Source organism: Alterinioella sp., from assembly GCF_058343375.1.
This window is the reverse complement of sequence record NZ_JBTUJH010000007.1, coordinates 21,059-39,785: the sequence shown is the minus strand read 5'-3', so window position 1 is coordinate 39,785 and position 18,727 is coordinate 21,059. Positions and strand designations below refer to the sequence as shown.

The 18,727-nt window shown below is 60.2% G+C and carries 13 protein-coding genes; 7 read left to right on the top strand and 6 right to left on the bottom strand.

The genetic code is table 11. From position 1 onward, the window contains the following. The first annotated feature begins 287 nt into the window (after window positions 1–287). Window positions 288–3,983 carry a vitamin B12-dependent ribonucleotide reductase gene (locus ACW8PS_RS01225; RefSeq protein ID WP_491525428.1) on the top strand — a complete coding sequence of 1,232 codons (3,696 nt, stop codon included), beginning with the start codon at window positions 288–290 and terminating at the stop codon, window positions 3,981–3,983. Window positions 3,984–4,361: 378 nt separating this feature from the next. Here the strand turns inward: ACW8PS_RS01225 and ACW8PS_RS01220 are convergent, their stop codons facing one another. The 6 genes from ACW8PS_RS01220 to miaA all read right to left on the bottom strand — a co-directional run bounded on the left by ACW8PS_RS01220 (window position 4,362) and on the right by miaA (window position 12,966). After that, entirely contained in the window at window positions 4,362–6,485 is a 2,124-nt protein-coding gene (locus tag ACW8PS_RS01220) for an ABC transporter ATP-binding protein (RefSeq protein WP_491525427.1), read from the bottom strand. 86 nt (window positions 6,486–6,571) lie between these two features. Beyond that, window positions 6,572–8,086: an ABC transporter permease gene (locus ACW8PS_RS01215; protein ID WP_491525426.1), complete on the bottom strand. Its 1,515-nt coding sequence runs from the start codon at window positions 8,084–8,086 to the stop codon at window positions 6,572–6,574. A 13-nt stretch (window positions 8,087–8,099) separates the two neighbouring features. After that, window positions 8,100–9,185, bottom strand: coding sequence for an ABC transporter permease (locus ACW8PS_RS01210; protein ID WP_491525425.1), 1,086 nt, complete (start codon window positions 9,183–9,185; stop codon window positions 8,100–8,102). Between the two features lie 143 nt (window positions 9,186–9,328). Then, a complete protein-coding gene (locus tag ACW8PS_RS01205) occupies window positions 9,329–10,972 on the bottom strand; it encodes an ABC transporter substrate-binding protein (RefSeq protein WP_491525424.1) in 1,644 nt (547 codons plus the stop codon). A 219-nt stretch (window positions 10,973–11,191) separates the two neighbouring features. Next, entirely contained in the window at window positions 11,192–11,998 is an 807-nt protein-coding gene (locus ACW8PS_RS01200; RefSeq protein WP_491525423.1) for an AraC family transcriptional regulator, read from the bottom strand. Between the two features lie 74 nt (window positions 11,999–12,072). Further along, window positions 12,073–12,966 (bottom strand): tRNA (adenosine(37)-N6)-dimethylallyltransferase MiaA, encoded by an 894-nt coding sequence (gene miaA / locus ACW8PS_RS01195; RefSeq protein ID WP_491525422.1) that lies wholly within the window; start codon window positions 12,964–12,966, stop codon window positions 12,073–12,075. A 124-nt stretch (window positions 12,967–13,090) separates the two neighbouring features. On the opposite strand from miaA, the gene pyrH reads away from it, so the two are divergent. Genes pyrH through rseP form a run of 6 tightly spaced genes read left to right on the top strand, consistent with a single transcriptional unit; the run spans window position 13,091 to window position 18,515 of the window. Further along, window positions 13,091–13,819, top strand: a complete 729-nt coding sequence (gene pyrH / locus ACW8PS_RS01190; protein ID WP_491525421.1) for a UMP kinase — start codon at window positions 13,091–13,093, stop codon at window positions 13,817–13,819. 48 nt (window positions 13,820–13,867) lie between these two features. After that, window positions 13,868–14,431: a ribosome recycling factor gene (gene frr, locus ACW8PS_RS01185; protein WP_491525420.1), complete on the top strand. Its 564-nt coding sequence runs from the start codon at window positions 13,868–13,870 to the stop codon at window positions 14,429–14,431. Window positions 14,432–14,465: 34 nt separating this feature from the next. After that, complete coding sequence (gene uppS, locus ACW8PS_RS01180) at window positions 14,466–15,191, top strand: undecaprenyl pyrophosphate synthase (RefSeq protein WP_491525419.1); 726 nt, start codon at window positions 14,466–14,468, stop codon at window positions 15,189–15,191. Further along, window positions 15,188–16,006, top strand: coding sequence for a phosphatidate cytidylyltransferase (locus ACW8PS_RS01175; RefSeq protein WP_491525418.1), 819 nt, complete (start codon window positions 15,188–15,190; stop codon window positions 16,004–16,006). The genes uppS and ACW8PS_RS01175 overlap by 4 nt, the downstream gene beginning before the upstream one ends. Next, the gene (gene dxr, locus ACW8PS_RS01170; RefSeq protein WP_491525417.1) at window positions 16,003–17,187 is read left to right on the top strand and encodes a 1-deoxy-D-xylulose-5-phosphate reductoisomerase; all 1,185 of its coding nucleotides are present in this window, start codon (window positions 16,003–16,005) and stop codon (window positions 17,185–17,187) included. Before ACW8PS_RS01175 ends, dxr begins: the two co-directional genes overlap by 4 nt. Continuing rightward, the gene (gene rseP, locus ACW8PS_RS01165) at window positions 17,184–18,515 is read left to right on the top strand and encodes an RIP metalloprotease RseP (protein ID WP_491525416.1); all 1,332 of its coding nucleotides are present in this window, start codon (window positions 17,184–17,186) and stop codon (window positions 18,513–18,515) included. Before dxr ends, rseP begins: the two co-directional genes overlap by 4 nt. The last annotated feature ends 212 nt before the right edge of the window (window positions 18,516–18,727 follow it).

Genomic DNA, 18,727 nt, shown 5'->3' with positions numbered 1-18,727 from the left:
CCGCATATTGCAAGAAATTTAATCCGGCAAAGAGGTGAATTTTCCGTTGACCGGACCGGCCTAAATACGCCACCTTGTAGCGGCCGACAGGGCCAACACTACATATAGTGGGCCCGGGCATAAAGGGGCAGATGATTTCTTCTTCACAAGAGATGCGCTCTGGCGCGTCGGGCTGGCATTCTCAGTGGGGCCAGTGCGGGAAAGATCTGCCTGAAACGGGCACAGCAAAAACGGCGATTGCGGAAACACGCGGATCACGCCGACAGTAACGGGGACAAGAGCCAGACATGAAGATCGAACGCAGATTCACTTCGGCAGACGCAGATACCTATGCAGGGCTGGAATTCAAGCTGACATCATCCGAGATCCGCAACCCCGATGGCACCGCCGTCTTCAAACTGGACGAGCTGGAAGTGCCCGCTGGCTGGAGCCAGGTCGCATCAGATGTTCTGGCGCAGAAATATTTTCGCAAGGCAGGCGTGGCCGCGATTCTGAAGCCGGTCAAGGAAAAGGGCGTGCCATCGTTTTTGTGGCGCTCGGTTCCCGATGAGGCGGCAATGTCCGATCTGGCCCCGGGCGACCGCATGGGCGGCGAAACCAGTGCCAAGCAGGTGTTCCGTCGCCTGGCGGGGGCCTGGTGTTACTGGGGCTGGAAGGGCGGCTATTTCACCGCCGAGAGCGACGCCCGCGCCTATTTTGATGAAATGCAGCTGATGCTGGCGCGCCAGATGGCGGCACCCAACAGCCCGCAATGGTTCAATACCGGCCTGCATTGGGCCTATGGCATCGACGGGCCGGCGCAGGGCCATTATTATGTTGATTACAAAACCGGCAAGCTGACAAAATCGAGCAGCAGCTACGAGCACCCGCAGCCCCATGCGTGCTTTATCCAGGGCGTTCAGGACGATCTGGTAAACGAAGGCGGCATCATGGATCTGTGGGTGCGCGAGGCGCGCCTGTTCAAATACGGATCCGGCACCGGCACCAATTTCAGCCATCTGCGCGGCGAGGGCGAGAACCTGTCGGGCGGCGGCAAATCCTCGGGTCTCATGGGGTTTCTCAAGATCGGTGACCGGGCCGCCGGTGCCATCAAATCGGGCGGCACCACGCGGCGCGCGGCCAAGATGGTGATCGTCGATGCCGATCACCCCGATATTCAGGCCTTTATCGACTGGAAGGTGCTGGAGGAACAGAAGGTCGCCTCCATCGTGGCCGGATCAAAGATGCATGAAAAGATGCTGAACGAGATTTTTGCAGCGATCGCCGCCTGGGACGGGCTGATCGGGGATGCCACCGATCCGGCAAAGAACGACGGCCTGAAATCCGCCATCCGGGAAGCAAAAAAAGTCGCGATACCAGAGACTTATATCAAGCGCGTGCTGGATTATGCCAAGCAGGGCCATACCAGCATCGAGTTTCCCACCTATGATACGGATTGGGATTCGGAGGCCTATAGCTCGGTTTCCGGCCAGAACTCCAACAACTCGATCCGCGTCACCGATGCGTTCCTGAAGGCGGTCGAGGAGGACGGGGATTGGGATCTGATCAACCGCACCGACGGTTCGATCTCGCAGACGATCAAGGCGCGCGATCTTTGGGAAAAGGTCGGCCATGCGGCCTGGGCCTGCGCCGATCCCGGCATCCAGTTCCATGATACCGTCAATGCCTGGCATACCTGCCCGGCCGATGGCGAAATCCGCGGCTCGAACCCGTGCTCGGAATATATGTTCCTCGATGATACCGCCTGTAACCTTGCATCAATGAACCTGCTGACTTTCCTCAAGGATGGCGTGTTCGATGCCGAAAGCTACATGCATGCCACGCGGCTCTGGACGCTGACGCTGGAAATATCGGTGATGATGGCGCAGTTCCCGTCCAGGGAGATTGCACAGCTATCCTATGATTTCCGCACGCTCGGTTTGGGCTATGCCAATATCGGCGGGCTCCTGATGACCATGGGCCATGGTTATGACAGCGATGCCGGCCGCGCCATCTGCGGCGCGCTGACCGCGATCATGACCGGTGTATCCTATGCGACCTCGGCCGAAATCGCAGGTGAGCTTGGCCCCTTCGCGGGCTTTGATCGCAACCGCGACCACATGCTGCGGGTGATCCGCAACCACCGGCTTGCCGCCAGAGGGGCCAGGGATGGCTATGAGGCGCTGGCGGTGAAGCCGGTGCCGCTCGATCACGCCAATTGCCCCGATGCGACGCTGGTGGCGCTGGCCCAACAAAGCTGGGACGAGGCGCTGGAACTGGGCGAGATCCACGGCTATCGCAATGCGCAGGTCAGCGTGATCGCGCCCACCGGCACCATCGGGCTGGTGATGGATTGCGACACCACCGGGATCGAGCCTGATTTTGCCCTGGTGAAATTCAAGAAGCTCGCCGGTGGCGGGTATTTCAAGATCATCAACCGCGCCGTTCCGGGCGCATTGGAAAACCTCGGCTATTCATCCGCGCAGATCGAAGAGATCACCTCGCATGCCGTCGGCCACGGCACGCTTGGCAATGCGCCGGTGATCAATCATTCCTCGCTGGCCGGGCATGGCTTTGGCCCCGGCGAGATGGAAAAGATCGAGGCCGCCCTGCCATCGGCCTTTGACATTCGTTTTGTCTTTAACCAATGGACCCTGGGCGAGGATTTCTGCACCGGCACGCTTGGCATACCGGCGGCCAGGCTGAATGATCCGACCTTTGACCTGCTGCGCCATCTGGGCTTTTCGCGCGCCGATATCGAGGCCGCGAACGACCATGTCTGCGGCACCATGACCCTGGAAAACGCGCCGCATCTGAAGGCTGCGCATTATTCCATCTTCGATTGCGCCAATGCCTGCGGCAAGAAGGGCAAACGCTTCCTTTCGGTGAACAGCCATATCCACATGATGGCGGCAGCGCAGAGCTTTATCTCGGGCGCGATCTCCAAGACCATCAACATGCCCAATGACGCCACGATCGAGGATTGCCAGAAAGCCTATGAATTGTCGTGGTCGCTTGGCGTCAAGGCCAATGCGCTCTACCGCGACGGATCGAAGCTCAGCCAGCCGCTGGCCGCATCCCTGGTCGAGGATGATGATGAGGCCGCAGAGGTGCTCGAATCCGGCAACGTGATGGAAAAGGCGCAGGTTCTGGCCGAGAAGATCGTCGAAAAGGTGATCATCAAAGAGGTCATCAAGGTGCATCGTGAAAAGCTGCCCTCCCGGCGCAAGGGCTATACCCAGAAGGCCATCGTCGGCGGGCACAAGGTTTACCTGCGCACTGGCGAATATGAAGACGGCAATCTGGGCGAGATCTTCATCGACATGCACAAGGAAGGGGCCGGTTTCCGGGCGATGATGAACAATTTCGCCATCGCCATCAGCGTGGGCCTGCAATATGGCGTGCCGCTGGAGGAATTTGTGGACGCCTTCACCTTCACCAAGTTTGAACCGGCCGGCATGGTGCAGGGCAATGATTCGATCAAGAATGCAACATCGGTGCTGGATTACATCTTCCGTGAATTGGCGGTCAGCTATCTCGATCGTACCGATCTGGCGCATGTGAAGCCCGAAGGTGCCAGCTTTGACGATCTCGGCCGCGGCCAGGAGGAGGGCGTGCGCAATTTCCAGGAAGTGCCGCAAAGCCGCGCCTCATCGCCGATTGATGTGCTGCGCCAGATCTCGTCCACCGGGTATCTGCGCAAGCGGGTGCCGCAGGAATTGGTCGTGCTGCAAGGCGGCGCAAGTGCGATCACCGCCTATGATCCCAAGGGCGATCCGGTGGCATCGCTGGAAACGCTGGTGCCGGAAGTGGCGACCAGCACAATCTCGGTGTCTACGACAACCGCAATTGCCAGCGGGGCAGTGTCATTGGATGCGCGGGCCAAGGCCAGAATGCAGGGTTACGAGGGCGAGGCCTGCGGCGAATGCGGCAACTACACGCTGGTGCGCAATGGCACCTGCATGAAATGCAACACCTGTGGGGGAACTTCAGGCTGTAGCTGAACGCAACCGGAAACTCCTTTCAAAAGGAGTTTTCAAAACTCTTCGAAGAGTTTTGGTTGCGCAATGAGATCGGGTGTCGCGCCATTGCCCCGGCGCGGGATCTGAAACACGGGGCGGGTGCGCTCGTCCCCGACGCGGTTCAGGCCGCAGGCAGAAAACACGGGCAGTATAAACAAGTGAGCCTGAATAGCGAAACTGGGGAAGCCTTGGCTTCCCCTTTTTCTTTTTTATCAGGGTGTTATCGTCTGGTGTTAGAGCGCATCGCACCAAATCGAATTCACCGGCCGACCCGAACGCATTCGATTGCGCGAACGCTGCCTCGGTCCGGCCGATGAATGCTCGAATCCGATCAGGCGCGACGCGCTATAATCCGAAAATTCAGGCGCTTTCCGGGGCTTCCAGTTCCGCCGCCACAGGATCAGCTGTCGCCAGTTCGATCACCGGGGTCATCCGCGCCAGAATATCATCGGCCAGATGGCATTTGATCTGATGGCCGGATGCCAGTGTTTTCATCGCCGGAACCTCGATGTCGCACAGACCGTCGGGCACCTCCGATTTCCACCGGCAACGGGTCTGGAACGGGCAGCCCGAAGGCGGATCCATCGCCGATGGGATGTCGCCTTCCAACACGATATGGCGTTTCTTGACCGAAGTGTCGGCGATGGGAACCGCCGAAAGCAGCGCCTCGGTATAGGGGTGATAGGGCGGCGAAAACACCTGGTCGGTATCGCCGATTTCGACAACATGGCCGAGATACATCACCATCACCCGGTCGCTGAGATAGCGCACAATGGAAAGATCGTGGGAGATGAACAAAAGCGTGGTCTTCTCTTCGCGCTGGATCTCCATCAACAGATCCGTCACCGCCGCCTGCACCGACACATCCAGCGCCGAAACCGGTTCATCGGCCACCACGATCCGCGCGCCGCCGGCAAAGGCGCGGGCGATGCCAACACGCTGTTTCTGTCCGCCGGAAAGCTGCCGGGGCATGCGTTCGGCAAAGGCGCGCGGCAGTTTCACAAGATCAAGCAGTTCAAACATGCGCTGGCGGCGTTCGGCTTCATTATTGCCGATCTTGAATATCTCAAGCGCCCGGATGATTTGCCGCCCCACACTCATTGACGGGTTCAACGTGTCAAACGGGTTCTGAAACACCATCTGGATCGACGACACGGTCTTGGTATCGCGTTCCTCGATCGGAACCGCCTCGATCCCCTTATTGTCCAGCGCGACATGGCCATCGGTGGCCGTCTCCAGCCCCATCAGCACCTTGGCCAGCGTGGATTTTCCGCAGCCGGATTCACCCACAATGGCCAGTGTCTCGGATTCGCGGGCCTCAAAACTCACCGATTCGTTGGCTTTGACAACCTTGGTTTCGCCGGAAGAAAACAGCGAACTGGCAGCGACCTCATAATATTTCTTGAGGTTTTCAACCTTGAGCACAACCTCGCCAATCGGGGCCTTTTCGGTTTTTATGGCGGCTGCAATCGGTGCGTTCCAGTCAATTTCCGTGACCTTCACGCAGCGCGAATCGTGGCGATCATCGCCTGCGACGGGTGCCATGCGAATATCGCCTGCATCGCAGTTTCCGCTTTCAAAATAGTCGCAGCGGGGGCCAAAATTGCAGCCATTGGGCCGCTCGTGGGGCAGAGGAAAATTGCCGGGAATGGCCACCAGCGGACGCGAATATTTGTCGGCACCTGGCAGCGGGATCGACCGGAACAGCGCCTGCGTATAGGGGTGCTGCATCTTGTCGAACACATCCTTGATCGACCCGGTTTCCACCGCCTCGCCGGAATACATCACGCAGATCCGGTCGCAGGTTTCCAGCACCAGGCCCAGATTGTGACTGATGAACAGCATCGAGGTGCCGTATTTCTTGCCCAGATCCTTGACCAGTTCGACCACGGCCGCCTCGACCGTGACATCGAGCGCGGTGGTGGGTTCATCGAGGATCAGCAGCGACGGGTTCGCCATCAACGCCCTGGCAATGACGATCCGCTGTTGCTGGCCACCCGAAAGCTGATGCGGGAATGCGTTGAGCATCCGTTTGGGGTCTGGCAGGCGCACATCGCTCACCACCTCAAGGGCGCGCTGATAGGCCTCTTTGGCCGACGCCCCATCATGGATCATCGGCACTTCCATCAACTGCCTGCCGATCTTCATCGCCGGATTGAGCGAGGCCATCGGTTCCTGATAGATCATCGCAATCTCGCGGCCGCGGATCTTGCGCAGTTCCTCGGGCGACATGTCGTTGAGTTCGCGGCCCTTGAACTTGATCGAGCCGCCGACAATGCGCCCGTTCACGCCCAGATCCTGCATCACGCCAAGCGCCACGGTGGATTTGCCACAGCCCGACTCGCCGACCAGGCCCATCGCTTCGCCGGGCATCACCTTGGTGGAGAAATCCATCACCGCCGGGATTTCGCGCAGCCGGGTAAAGAAGCTGATCGACAGGCTGTCAATCTCAAGGATCGGGCCGTCATATGTGTCGTCGGTCATTGGGTGTGTCCTCTCTGCGCAGTGCAAAGAAAAATCTTCGGGAAGATTTTTCGGGCCGAAGATTTTTCAGGAAAAATCTTCATGGCTCAGTCCTTCAGGCTTTCTTCACGCAGGCCATCGGCCAGCAGGTTCAGGCCAAGCACCATCGTCAAGAGCGCCAGCGCGGGTGGCAGGGGCGGATGCGGATAAATCGTCAGAAGGCGGCGGCCTTCATTGATGGTTGACCCCCAGTTCGGGCTTTCGGGATCCACGCCCAGACCAAAGAAGCCAAGCGTTCCCAAAAGGATGGTGGTGTAGCCGATGCGCAGGCAGAAATCGACAATGAGCGGCCCGCGCGCATTTGGCAGGATCTCCCACAGCATGATATACCACGGCCCTTCGCCACGGGTCTGGGCGGCGGCCACGTAATCCCGGGTCTTGATGTCCAGCACCAGGCCGCGCACGATACGGAATACCGTGGGGCTGTTCACGAACACGACCGAGACAAAGACGATCAGCACGTTGCCGTCGATATTGATGCCGATCAGCGGCTCATAGGACGCGCGCGTCAGCGCCATCCATTCGCCCACCGGATTGCCCTGGTTGAGATAGCCGATGAAGGATGTGGCCAGCCAGACAATCGGATCAAAGCGGAACACCGTGCCCAGATAAAACAGGAGCAGCAGGATCACGATAGGCACCGCAACCCATTTGATGATATGCGGCTGCGCCCGGTAGCGCGAATAGAGCAGCACCCAGATGAAACCAATCGGCAGCACGAACAGAACGGCGGCCATATAGACCGGCACGCCGGCCTCGATGATTTCGGGCGTGACCAGCAGGTAGAAGAGCAAGATCACCGGAAAGGCCAGCACCAGATTGGCCAGGAAAGTGATGATCGTGTCGAACCGTCCGCCCAGATAGCCTGCGGGAAGGCCAAGCGTGATGCCGACCATGAAGGCGAAAAGCGTGGCAAAGGGGGCGATGGTCAGCACCTCACGCGCGCCCATCACCATCCGGCTGAAGACGTCGCGCCCCAGACCATCACCGCCAAGCAGATAATAGGGAAACGCGCCATCAACCCCCGATACGGCCGAGCCCGGAGGATCGTTTCGCAGGCTTGCAATCACGTCGATCGGGCCATGCGTGGCCACCATGTTGGCGAAAATCGCGGTAAAGACCCAGAACATCACCATGCCAAAGCCGATCATGCCGACCGGATTGTCGAAAAGCTTGCCGTATAGGCCGAGGCGGAGTTTGAACCTGATCGAGACCACGTAAGTCACGATCAGCGCGATCCAGACCGGCAGAAATTGCGCGCCCACGGCACCGATGATGCCCTTGGCCTGGAAACTGGGTTGCAGGATGCCGCCCAGGATATAGATCACGATGGCCGCGAGAAAGACGAAGGTCGCGTATTTCATCGCCAGCACCATGTAATCCGGCGCGCCAAGGCGGTAGCTGATGGTGTGATCGGCGTTCACGATCGGCTCGGCCGGGCGCATGCCGATCACGGTCATGAGGATATTGAGAACCAGGGCGGCCGCAAAGACCAGCACGGTGCCCAATATCAGCGGGTTCAGGAAGGGCCCCAGAGACCCGGACCAGGTAAGGGGATCCATTGCTCTTTCTCCTTCATGATATACGGATGCGCGGGTTCAGGTAGACATAGCCGATATCGGATATCAGCTGCGTCGTCAGAACCACGATCACGGCGACGATCGAGATGCTCAGCAGCAGCTCGATATCGTTGTTCGAGGCTGCCTGCACCAGGGTCCAGCCAAAGCCGTTATAGTTAAACAGGGTCTCCACAATCACCACGCCGGTGAGCAGCCAGGGGATTTGCAGCATGATCACCGTGAAAGGCGCGATCAGCGCGTTCCTGAGCGCGTGTTTCAACACGATATTGCGGAAACTGACGCCCTTCAGCCGGGCGGTGCGGATATATTGTGCAGTCATCACCTCGGCCATCGAGGCCCGCGTCATCCGCGCGATATAGCCCATGCCAAAAAGCGCGATGGTCATCACCGGCAGGGCAAAATTCCAGAATGTGATATCCTCCATCGCAGATCGGGCCGAGCCGAGAAACAGCGTGCGCCCTTCGATCCAGCCATTTTCCGCCAGCCAGGGCGACAGCCCGGCCGTCGATGAGGCCAGAAGGACAATGAAGATCACGCCCGATACATATTCCGGTGTCGCGGTCGAGACGATCGAAATTGTCGATAGCGTTCGGTCGGTGCGGCTGCCTTCTTTCATGCCGGCAAGAACGCCGATGATCAAAGCCCCGGGCACCATCACGGAAAATGCGATCAGCATCAGCCAGCCGGTCAATACCAGCCGCCCGCCGACGATATTGGCCACCTCGTCGTCTGACACGGTGGAAAACCCGAGATCGCCCTGCAACAGCCCGCAGAGAATGGGCGCATCTTCAAGCGTCATGCCGAAATCGATGCAACGCCCGGTTTGGGTGCCGTCATCGGCCACACGGGTCCAGCCCGGAACAACCCCAAGCCATTCACCGTAGCGCACCAATAATGGCCGGGCATAACCCCGGTTCTCGAGCCACTGAACCACATCGGCATCCGACATCCGGTTGTTGCCCTGGGTCTTGGCCAGCTTTTCAAGGTTGGGCCCAAGGTTGGTAAGAAAGAATACGATGAATGTCAGACAAAGGGCGGTCAGGATCATCACGCCCAGGCGGCGCAGAATAAACAGTCCCATCGGAGGTCCCCGTTTGTTGTGTTGCCAGATAACGGAATCTCATTCGGTTTCTTGGTGAACCGTTCGCTGTCGGGTGGCGCGTGCCATCCACTGGCCAGACGAAAAAGGGCGGCACCGGTTTCAGTGCCGCCCCTTGCAATGTGCTAGGCTTCGACGCCCAGATAATGGACGTTGATCTCGAATTTGGGATGCATCTGGGCGTTGATCACATTCGGGCGCGCATGGCGATAGAGCGACCGCCAGAACGGCTGATTGGTTACGCCTTGTTCTTGCATGATGGTCTGAAGACGGACCATCAACTCACGCCGCTCATCGGCATCCTGAATGCCGTTGGCCTGATCCAGAAGAGTGTCAAACTCTTCATTCGCAAATCCGGACTCGTTCCATGGCACACCACTGCGATAGGCCAGGTTCAGGATCATCACGCCAAGCTCGCGGTGGTTCCAGTTCGTGGAGCTGAGCGGATAATTGGTCCAGTCGTTCCAGAAGGTCGAGCCGGGGATCACGGTGCGTTCGACGTTGAAACCCGCATCACGCAGCTGCGAGGCATAGGCATCGGTCGAATCGCGGCGATAGCCATCATCGATCGAGACCACTTCGAATACGTGGTCGGCATTGCCCGATTCCTGCAACAAGGCCAGGGCTGCCTCCTTGTCCACCGTCATCGGCGGCAGTTCGGCATATTCGGGGTGGATCGGCGCGACATGGTGATTTTCGGCGGTGGTGCCAAGACCGGCGATACCCAGATCCAGGATCACCTGATTGTCGACCGCCATCAGCAGCGCCTGACGCACCATCTGGTTGTCATAGGGCGGGTGCGCCTGATTGGGGCGGATCACGATGGTGGCGGCCGTGACCACTTCCGAGGGCTCGAACCCGATCGAAGTGAAGAGATCGACGAAATCCCCCACGGTCTCGTAGGTCATGTCTATTTCACCGGATTCCGCGCCGGCAATCCAGGCGGCAGGGTCGGTGCCGAGATCGACAAACTCGATCCGGTCCAGATAGGCTTCGCCCCAATATTCATGGTCGGTATTGCGTTCCAGAACGGCAGAAACACCAACCTCGTGGCGGGCCAGACGGTAGGCACCGGTGCCGACGCCATGGTCCAGCGGATCGGTCCCGATGAGGGAGCGGTGCTGAATGGCGGCAGGGTAATCGGCGAGGCCGGGGATGATGGTGATATCGGGGCGCGGCAGGTTCAGTTGCACGGTGCTGCTGTCGACAACCACAATCGCGCCTTCGAGGGCCTGGTTCGTCTCGGGATCGACCAGCACACCCATCCGGGTGGCCATCGAGTTGCCTTCGACATTGCCATCACACCATCCGATGATATTTGCAGCCACATCCTCGGCGGTCAGATCGTCGCCATTGTTCCATTTCACGCCCTGGCGGACATTCAAGGTATACTGGGTGGCGTTCTCATTGGCCGACCAGCTTTCCAGCAGGATACCCGAGAAAGAGCCGTCATTGTTATATTCGACCAGATATTCAATTATCCCGCGGCTGAGATTGGCCATTTGCGACCAGTCATAGGTGCGCGGGTCCTTGCCGACGCGCACTTCCATCTGAATCTTGAGCGAGCCGCCCATCGGCGGCGTCTGGCGATGCGCCATGGCGTTGGCCGGGTTGATCCCGATCATCGAATAGGCAGCGACGGTGCCGACGCCCAGTGCGGTCGCGCGCACCAGAAATTCGCGGCGGTCGAGTTGACCGGCCTTGTATTCCCTGGCGTACATTTCTGCTGCGGGATGGGTCTGCAAGTGGGGTTTTGTGGATTGGATCATTCTTGTCTCCCTGTGACACGATCTTGTTGGGTCTTCCAGCGGCGGTTGTTTTCCGATCCAGGTCGGGTGCCGTCCGTCTTACCACTCATTACGGATCAATCACGGCCATCGGTCAATGGTGTCAGGGCGGGGATTTATGTCTGTTTGCGACAAGCGAAGCGTCTGAATGCGACATGTCGGAAATTGGCGGCCGAAACCTGCAGTCGGATTCCGCTTATGTCAGCCTGGCTTGAACAGCTGTTGGGCCGGGTAGAGCCTGCGAAATTCTGACGGTGTGCGCCCGGTCAGGTTGGAGAAAGACCGGGTGAAATAGGCGGCAGAAGAAAAGCCCAGATCCTCTGCGATTGTGCGCGCGGGCAGGTCGGTATCGACCAGAAGCGTGCAGGCCTCATGCATCAGGCGCTCGTGTAGAATGGCCAGCGCCGGGCGCCCGGCGGCGTCGCGGCAGATGCGCGACAGATGCGTTGGCGTCACCCCAAGCGCTTCGGCATATTCGGCCACACCCCTGCCGCTGCGAAATGTCTGTTCCAGCAATTCAGCGTATCTTTCTGCCAGGATATGCGTCCGGTCGCGCAGGATCGAGCCATCCTGCTTGTCCAACTGCCGTGCGATCCAGACCGAGATCAGCAGGCCCCAGGCCCTGAGCGCCTGATCGCGGGCCGGACCAAACCCGGCCAGCTCGCGTTCGATCATGTCAAAATAGCCCGACAGCGTCGATTGCGCCTCGACAGTGCCGACGCGCAGGTGAACCGGCTGCGCCGGCAGTTCGAGCGTCGGATCGACCGGCAGCCGCACCAGCACACCCTGCGCCTGCGCCGACAGATCCAGCGACATCATCACCCGCGCCGGGATGAAAACGGCCGTGTGCGGCCCGTATCCGCGCGTGATTGCACCAATGGTGAACCGCCCCTGACCGCGTGTGAACCAGAAAAGCTGCGCATGTGGTTTTGAATGCAGCGTGGCGTAGCGCCATTCGGCGCGCATGCGCAGTTGCGCAAGAGGAGTAACAGCATAAGAATCTTGCATGCGTTGGATGCTAGAGGTGGGAAATGTGAAAGGTAAGCCCGGAAATTCTTGGGATAGCCGATGTATTTATTGAATTATCCACAGTCGGCAGAAACTCGCCGCCAATTGCCCATCCGTGCGCGGAACCATGTCCGTTGCCGTTTTGCATATTGACGCGAGCCGATGATTGCCGCGTCACGTGCGGCCTCCAGGCTGATCTCGCCGCGCAAATGGGCGATCAGTTCGGGCCCGCCAATGGCTTTGCGCGCGCCCTTGGCCCTGTCCCACAAAGGCAAAACGGCGCGGGCTTCCTGCAAGGCACCCGTTCGCAGCATCGCGTCGAATCGGGTCTCGATCCGGGCATTGAGCCAGGCCGGATCGGCGTCCAGCACAAGCGGCTGACAGGCGGCAAGCGGCAGGGCGGGGGGTGGGGTATCGGCCTGCCAGTCAGACAGCGGCCTGCCGGTGGCGCGCAGCACCTCCCAGGCGCGCTGCACCCGCATCCGGTTGGCCCGGTCGATCCGGGCGCCGATCACCGGGTCTTCGCGGTCGAGATCGGCCAACATCACATCCAGCGGCAGGGCATCGGCCTGCGCGCGTATCGCGGGCGGCACCGGCGGGATATCGGCCAGCCCGTCGGTCAGGGCCGAAAAATTCAACCCGGTGCCGCCCAGAATGATCGGGCGCGGCCCAGTGGTCAGCAGGGGCACCACCTCGCGCAGCCATTGGCCGGTGGAGTAGTCACCAAGGAACGGAACATGGCCATAAAGCGCATGCGGCACCCGGGCCTGGTCTGCGTCTGACGGGCGCGCGGTCAGCACCCGCCAGCCATCATAGACCTGCAGCGCATCGGCATTTATGATCCGCCCGCCCTGGCGTTCGGCGATCTCAAGGGCCAATGCCGATTTGCCCGAGGCGGTCGGCCCGGCAATGAGAATCGGCAGCTCCGTTGATAATGTATCTATATCAATCAATATCTTGTGAGCCATTCCTAAAGTTTATCGCCGGTCAAGCGGTCGCTTCGTTTGGCCGTTGAACCCGGCCCCCGTTTAGGCCATGTTGGCCCGGGCCGCAAAACCGGCCCCGCGCATGCCATCACACAGGACACCCCACATGACCACAGAACCCGCTGCCCCGCCCGCCTATTCCCGTGTCATGCTGAAGATATCGGGCGAGGCGTTGATGGGCGATCAGGGCTATGGCCTGCACCCGCCAACTGTGGAACGGATTGCCGCCGAAGTGCAAACGGTCCATGAGATGGGGGTCGAGATCTGCATGGTGATCGGCGGCGGCAACATCTTTCGCGGCCTGCAGGGCAGCGCCCAGGGCATGGAGCGCACCACCGCCGATTACATGGGCATGCTGGCCACCGTGATGAATGCGCTGGCGATGCAGGGCGCGCTGGAAAAGCTGAACATCCACACCCGCGTGATCAGCGCCATCCCGATGGATCAGGTCTGCGAACCCTATATCCGCCGGCGCGCCGTGCGCCACCTTGAAAAGAAACGCGTGGTGATCTTTGCCGCCGGCACCGGCAACCCCTATTTCACCACCGATACCGCGGCCACGCTGCGCGCCAATGAAATGCGCTGTCAGGTGATTTTCAAGGGCACCAAGGTCGATGGCGTCTATGACAAGGACCCGGTCCTGCATGCCGATGCAAAACGCTATGATCAGATCACCTATGATGAGGTGCTGGCGCAGCATCTGGGGGTCATGGATGCCTCGGCGATTGCTCTGGCGCGCGAAAACGAAGTGCCGATCATCGTCTTTTCGCTGGATGAGCCGGGCGGGCTGCGGGGGATTCTGGCGGGCGAAGGCACCTATACAAAGGTGTGCTGATACCGATAAAAGACCCGTTAAACACACGATCTGACGGAGAGATGCAGCATGTCCGACGATATAGAGATTGATCTGGACGATCTGGTGCGCCGGATGGAGGGCGCGCTGGCGTCGCTCAGAACCGAGTTTGCGTCCCTGCGCACCGGCCGCGCCTCGGCCTCGATGCTGGAACCGGTGATGGTCGATGCCTATGGCAGCCTGACGCCGATCAATCAGGTCGGCACCGTGAACGTGCCCGAATCGCGCATGGTCACGATCAATGTCTGGGACAAGAGCCTGGTTGGAAAGGTTGAAAAGGCGATCCGCGAAAGTGGCCTGGGCATCAACCCGCAACTCAACGGCACCATCATCATGCTGCCGATCCCGGAACTGAACGAGGAACGGCGACGCGAATTGACCAAAGTGGCTGCCAATTACGCCGAAAACGCCCGCATTGCGATCCGCAATGTGCGCCGCGACGGGATGGACCAGATCAAGAAGGCAAAGGCCGAGGGCATGTCGGAAGATGATCAGAAGATCTGGGAGAGCGAGGTGCAGGATCTGACCGACATCCATATCGGTAAAGTTGATGCAAACCTGTCCACCAAACAAGAAGAGATCATGCAGGTTTGATCGCCTGCCTGATCGCCCCAATAGCGGAGCGCCCATGGCCCCCAAGGACCAAGCACCGACCCCTCCGCGGCATGTGGCGATTATCATGGATGGCAATGGCCGGTGGGCGCAATTGCGCAAACGCCCGCGTCTGGTGGGCCATCATGCCGGGGCCAAGCGGGTGCAGGAGATCGTTGAGGCCTGCCCGGATCTTGGCGTCAAATATCTGACGATGTTTGCCTTCTCGACCGAGAACTGGAAACGCACGCAATCCGAAGTGGCCGGTCTGATGCGGCTTTTCAAGCGGTTCATTTTGGCCAAGGCTGCGGAATTGCATTCAAAGAATGTGCGCGTGCGGTTTATCGGTGATCGCGTCCGGCTGGAGGCGCGATTGCAGGAAATGATGGATGATCTGGAACTGCTGACGGCCGAAAATGACGGCGTGCATCTGACCATTGCGCTGAATTACGGGGGCCGCGACGAGGTGGCGCGCGCGACGCAGCGGCTGGCCTATGACGTGGCGGCGGGCAAGCTTGAACCGCGTGACATTGATGATGAAACTCTGCCGAAATACCTTGATACCTATTTTCTGCCCGACCCCGATCTGGTCATTCGCACCAGCGGAGAGGCGCGCATTTCCAACTTTCTGCTATGGCAGTCAGCCTATGCCGAATATGAGTTCATCGACACGCTCTGGCCGGATTTCAACCAGGCTGAATTTGCCACGGTCGTGGCGCGGTTTGGCCGCCGTGACCGGCGGTTCGGCGCAGTAGAGTCATGAGCGTTGCGGGAAAATGGGGCGATCTGGCACCGCGGCTGATCTCGGGCGTGGTCATGGCGGGGGTCGGGTTCGGCCTGCTCTATATTGGCGGCTTGCCCTTGGCGGCGGGTCTGATTGCGCTTGGTGCCATCGGCATGTGGGAATTGCACCGGATGCTTGGCGGCACCGTCGCCAGGCGCGCCGGGGCGATTGCCGCGCTGGCGGTATTTGCGGTTCTGGCGGCGCAGATTTTCGCGCTGGCTTCGGGCTATGGGTTTTTGGACAATCTGGCTCTTACGCCCTGGATCATTCCGTTTCTGGGCGTCGCGCTTTGGGCCGGTGTGCAGAGCATCGACCTGCGCCACCGGTGGGTCTATTGCACCTATGGGGCCCTGTTTCTGTTCGCGGTCATCGGCATGTTCTACCTGCGCGTCGTGCATGGGTTTATCTTTGTGTTGTTTGTTGTCGGCGTTGTCGTGGCCTCTGATATTGCCGGCTATTTCGCGGGCCGGATTCTGGGCGGCCCGAAATTCTGGCCGCGCGTCAGCCCCAAGAAAACATGGTCGGGCACGGTGGCGGGCTGGATCGCGGCCAGCGCTGTGGCGGTGGTGTTGTTGGGGTTCGAGCCGCTGTTCGTGTTTGTGGTGGCACCCGTTCTGGCGCTGGCGGCGCAATTGGGCGATATCGCGCAAAGCGCCGTCAAGCGACGGGTCGGTGTCAAGGATTCCTCGAATCTCATTCCGGGCCATGGCGGTGTGCTGGACCGGTTTGATGCCATGGCCGGGGCAGGGGCGGCGGCAACGCTGGCGATGGCCGGTTTCGGGCTCTGGCAATGACCCGCAGGATCAGCATTTTCGGGGCCACGGGATCGATCGGGCAGAACACGCTGGATCTGATCCGGCGGGATCGGGACCGGATCGAGGTGGTGGCGCTGACCGGCGGGCGAAACGTGGCGCGGCTGGCCGCCGATGCGCGTGAATTCGGGGCCGAGATCGCCGTCACCTGCTACCCGGGCTGCCTGCCCGATCTGCGCGCCGCACTGGCGGGCACGGACGTCGCGGTTGCCGCCGGGACACAGGCCATTGCCGAGGCCGCCGAGCGCCCCGCCGATTGGATCATGTCGGCCATCGTCGGCGCGGCCGGGCTGGCACCGGGGTTTCGGGCGCTGCAACATGGCACCACGCTGGCGCTGGCCAACAAGGAAAGCCTGGTCACGGCGGGCCCGTTGCTGATGGCAGAGGCCGCCCGCCACGGGGCCCGCATCCTGCCGGTCGACAGCGAACATTCAGCGGTGTTTCAGGCATTGGTGGGCGAAGATATTGCGGCTGTCGAAAAGGTCATCATCACCGCCTCGGGCGGGGCCTTGCGTGACTGGTCGGCGGATCGGCTGCAATATGCCACGCCGGGCGATGCCTCAACGCATCCGAATTGGGATATGGGCCAAAGGATCACGATCGACAGCGCGTCTATGTTCAACAAGGCCCTTGAACTTATTGAAACGCATGAATTTTTCGGGATTGCACCGGCAAGTATCGAAACCGTTATTCACCCGCAAAGCATCATTCATGCGCTGGTGGGATTTACCGATGGGGCCATGATGGCCCATCTTGGTGCGCCGGATATGCGCCATGCCATCGGCTATGCGCTGAATTGGCCCGAGCGCAGCCATTTGCCGGTGGCGCGCATCGACCTGAGCCAGATTGGCCGGCTCGATTTCCGGGCCGCTGACATCGCCCGCTATCCGGCCCTGTCCCTGGCGCGCGATGTGATGGATATCGGCGGCCATGCCGGGGCCGTCTTCAATGCCGCCAAGGAGGTCGCGCTGGATCATTTCATCGCCGGAAATATCGGTTTCATGGACATGGCCCCGGTGGTTGCGGACACAATGAACGCGATGTCGCGCGAGTTTCGCCTTGCCGATGCCATCAACACCCTTGAGACCGTGACCGAAACAGACCATCTGGCAAGGATAAGAGCAGCCGAGCAGGCCAGCCTGAGACAGGAGAAACACGCGTGACCGAACTTATTCCGCAATTCGGCAATTTTGCCTTTACCATCATCGCCTTTGTGGTGGCGTTGTCGATCATCGTGGCGATCCATGAATATGGCCATTACATCGTCGGGCGCTGGACCGGCATCCATGCCGAGGTGTTTTCGCTCGGCTTTGGCCCGGTGCTGGCCTCGCGGGTGGACCGGCATGGCACGAAATGGCAATTGGCGGCGCTGCCCTTTGGCGGCTATGTCAAGTTTCTGGGTGATGCTGATGCGGCCTCGGGCAAGGATGGCGCGGCGATAGATGCATTGGATGCGCAGGAACGGCGCCGGTCAATGCATGGCGCACCGCTTTGGGCGCGGGCCGCGACGGTTGCCGCAGGGCCCATCTTCAACTTCATCCTTTCGATTGTGATCTTTGCGACCATTCTTTTGATTTCCGGCCAGGCATCCGATGCCCCGCGCGTCGGCGATATTCGTGCCATGCCCGCCGATATTCTGGTGCTCGAGATTGGCGATGAGATCACCGCCATCGAAGGCGCGCCGGTCGAAACCCTGTCTGATGTGTTCGAACTTGGCCGCACATTGCCGCCCGCCGCGACGCTGCGCTATGACATCCTGCGCGACGGTGAGGCGTTGACGGTTGATGCGTCCTTTCCGCTGATCCCGGTGATCGGCAGCGTCACGCCGCGATCGGCCGCGATGGATGCCGGCCTGGCCGAGGGCGATGTGATCCGCCGCATCGACGGCGTGCCGGTCTATGCCTTCAATCAGCTGCGCGATGCGGTTGAAGCCAGCGAAGGGGCGGAACTGGCGCTTGACGTCTGGCGCGATGGCGAAATGATCGAGATCGCGCTGGCCCCGCGGCGGATGGATCTGCCATCCCCCGAGGGTGGCTTTGAAACCCGTTGGCTGATTGGCGTCACCGGCGGCCTTTTCTTCAGCCCCGAGATTGAACGTATCGGTCTGGGCCAGGCGGTGACTGCCGGGGCCTCGACCGTTGTTCTTGTCGTGCAAACATCGCTATCGGGCCTGTGGCACATGATTACCGGCGCAATCTCAAGCTGTAACCTGCAAGGGCCGATCGGCATCGCCGAAACCTCGGGCGCGGCCGCAAGCCAGGGCCTGGATACGTTTTTCTGGTTTGTGGCGGTGCTGTCCACGGCGGTCGGACTGCTGAACCTGTTTCCGATTCCGGTGCTCGATGGCGGCCATCTGCTGTTTCATGCCTACGAGGCCGTGGCAGGGCGTCCGCCATCAGACAAGGCGCTGCGCATCTTCATGACCGTGGGGCTGACATTGATCCTTGGCTTGATGCTGTTTGCACTCACCAATGACCTGTTCTGCCCATAAAGCATGTCCCGGAAAATTTGCGACAGGGTGCATCGCTTGGACCGCGTTGAAATCCCTGATTTCAGGCAGCGTCAAGGGATGCATGTTTTCCGAGACATGCCATAGCCAAGGGGTGAAGATTTCGTGAATCGGCCATGTCAGTGCCCAAATCCTGCCCCATTCGAGGGGCAGATATGGGCCTGTGCAGAACGTTCCTCTGCCCGAAGATGAGG

Bases quoted from the DNA above. Each gene is read 5' to 3' on its own strand.
- ACW8PS_RS01225 (WP_491525428.1), top strand. From the start codon at position 288: ATGAAGATCGAACGCAGATTCACTTCGGCAGACGCAGATACCTATGCA.
- ACW8PS_RS01220 (WP_491525427.1), bottom strand. From the start codon at position 6,485: ATGACCGACGACACATATGACGGCCCGATCCTTGAGATTGACAGCCTG.
- ACW8PS_RS01215 (WP_491525426.1), bottom strand. From the start codon at position 8,086: ATGGATCCCCTTACCTGGTCCGGGTCTCTGGGGCCCTTCCTGAACCCG.
- ACW8PS_RS01210 (WP_491525425.1), bottom strand. From the start codon at position 9,185: ATGGGACTGTTTATTCTGCGCCGCCTGGGCGTGATGATCCTGACCGCC.
- ACW8PS_RS01205 (WP_491525424.1), bottom strand. From the start codon at position 10,972: ATGATCCAATCCACAAAACCCCACTTGCAGACCCATCCCGCAGCAGAA.
- ACW8PS_RS01200 (WP_491525423.1), bottom strand. From the start codon at position 11,998: ATGCAAGATTCTTATGCTGTTACTCCTCTTGCGCAACTGCGCATGCGC.
- miaA (WP_491525422.1), bottom strand. From the start codon at position 12,966: ATGGCTCACAAGATATTGATTGATATAGATACATTATCAACGGAGCTG.
- pyrH (WP_491525421.1), top strand. From the start codon at position 13,091: ATGACCACAGAACCCGCTGCCCCGCCCGCCTATTCCCGTGTCATGCTG.
- frr (WP_491525420.1), top strand. From the start codon at position 13,868: ATGTCCGACGATATAGAGATTGATCTGGACGATCTGGTGCGCCGGATG.
- uppS (WP_491525419.1), top strand. From the start codon at position 14,466: ATGGCCCCCAAGGACCAAGCACCGACCCCTCCGCGGCATGTGGCGATT.
- ACW8PS_RS01175 (WP_491525418.1), top strand. From the start codon at position 15,188: ATGAGCGTTGCGGGAAAATGGGGCGATCTGGCACCGCGGCTGATCTCG.
- dxr (WP_491525417.1), top strand. From the start codon at position 16,003: ATGACCCGCAGGATCAGCATTTTCGGGGCCACGGGATCGATCGGGCAG.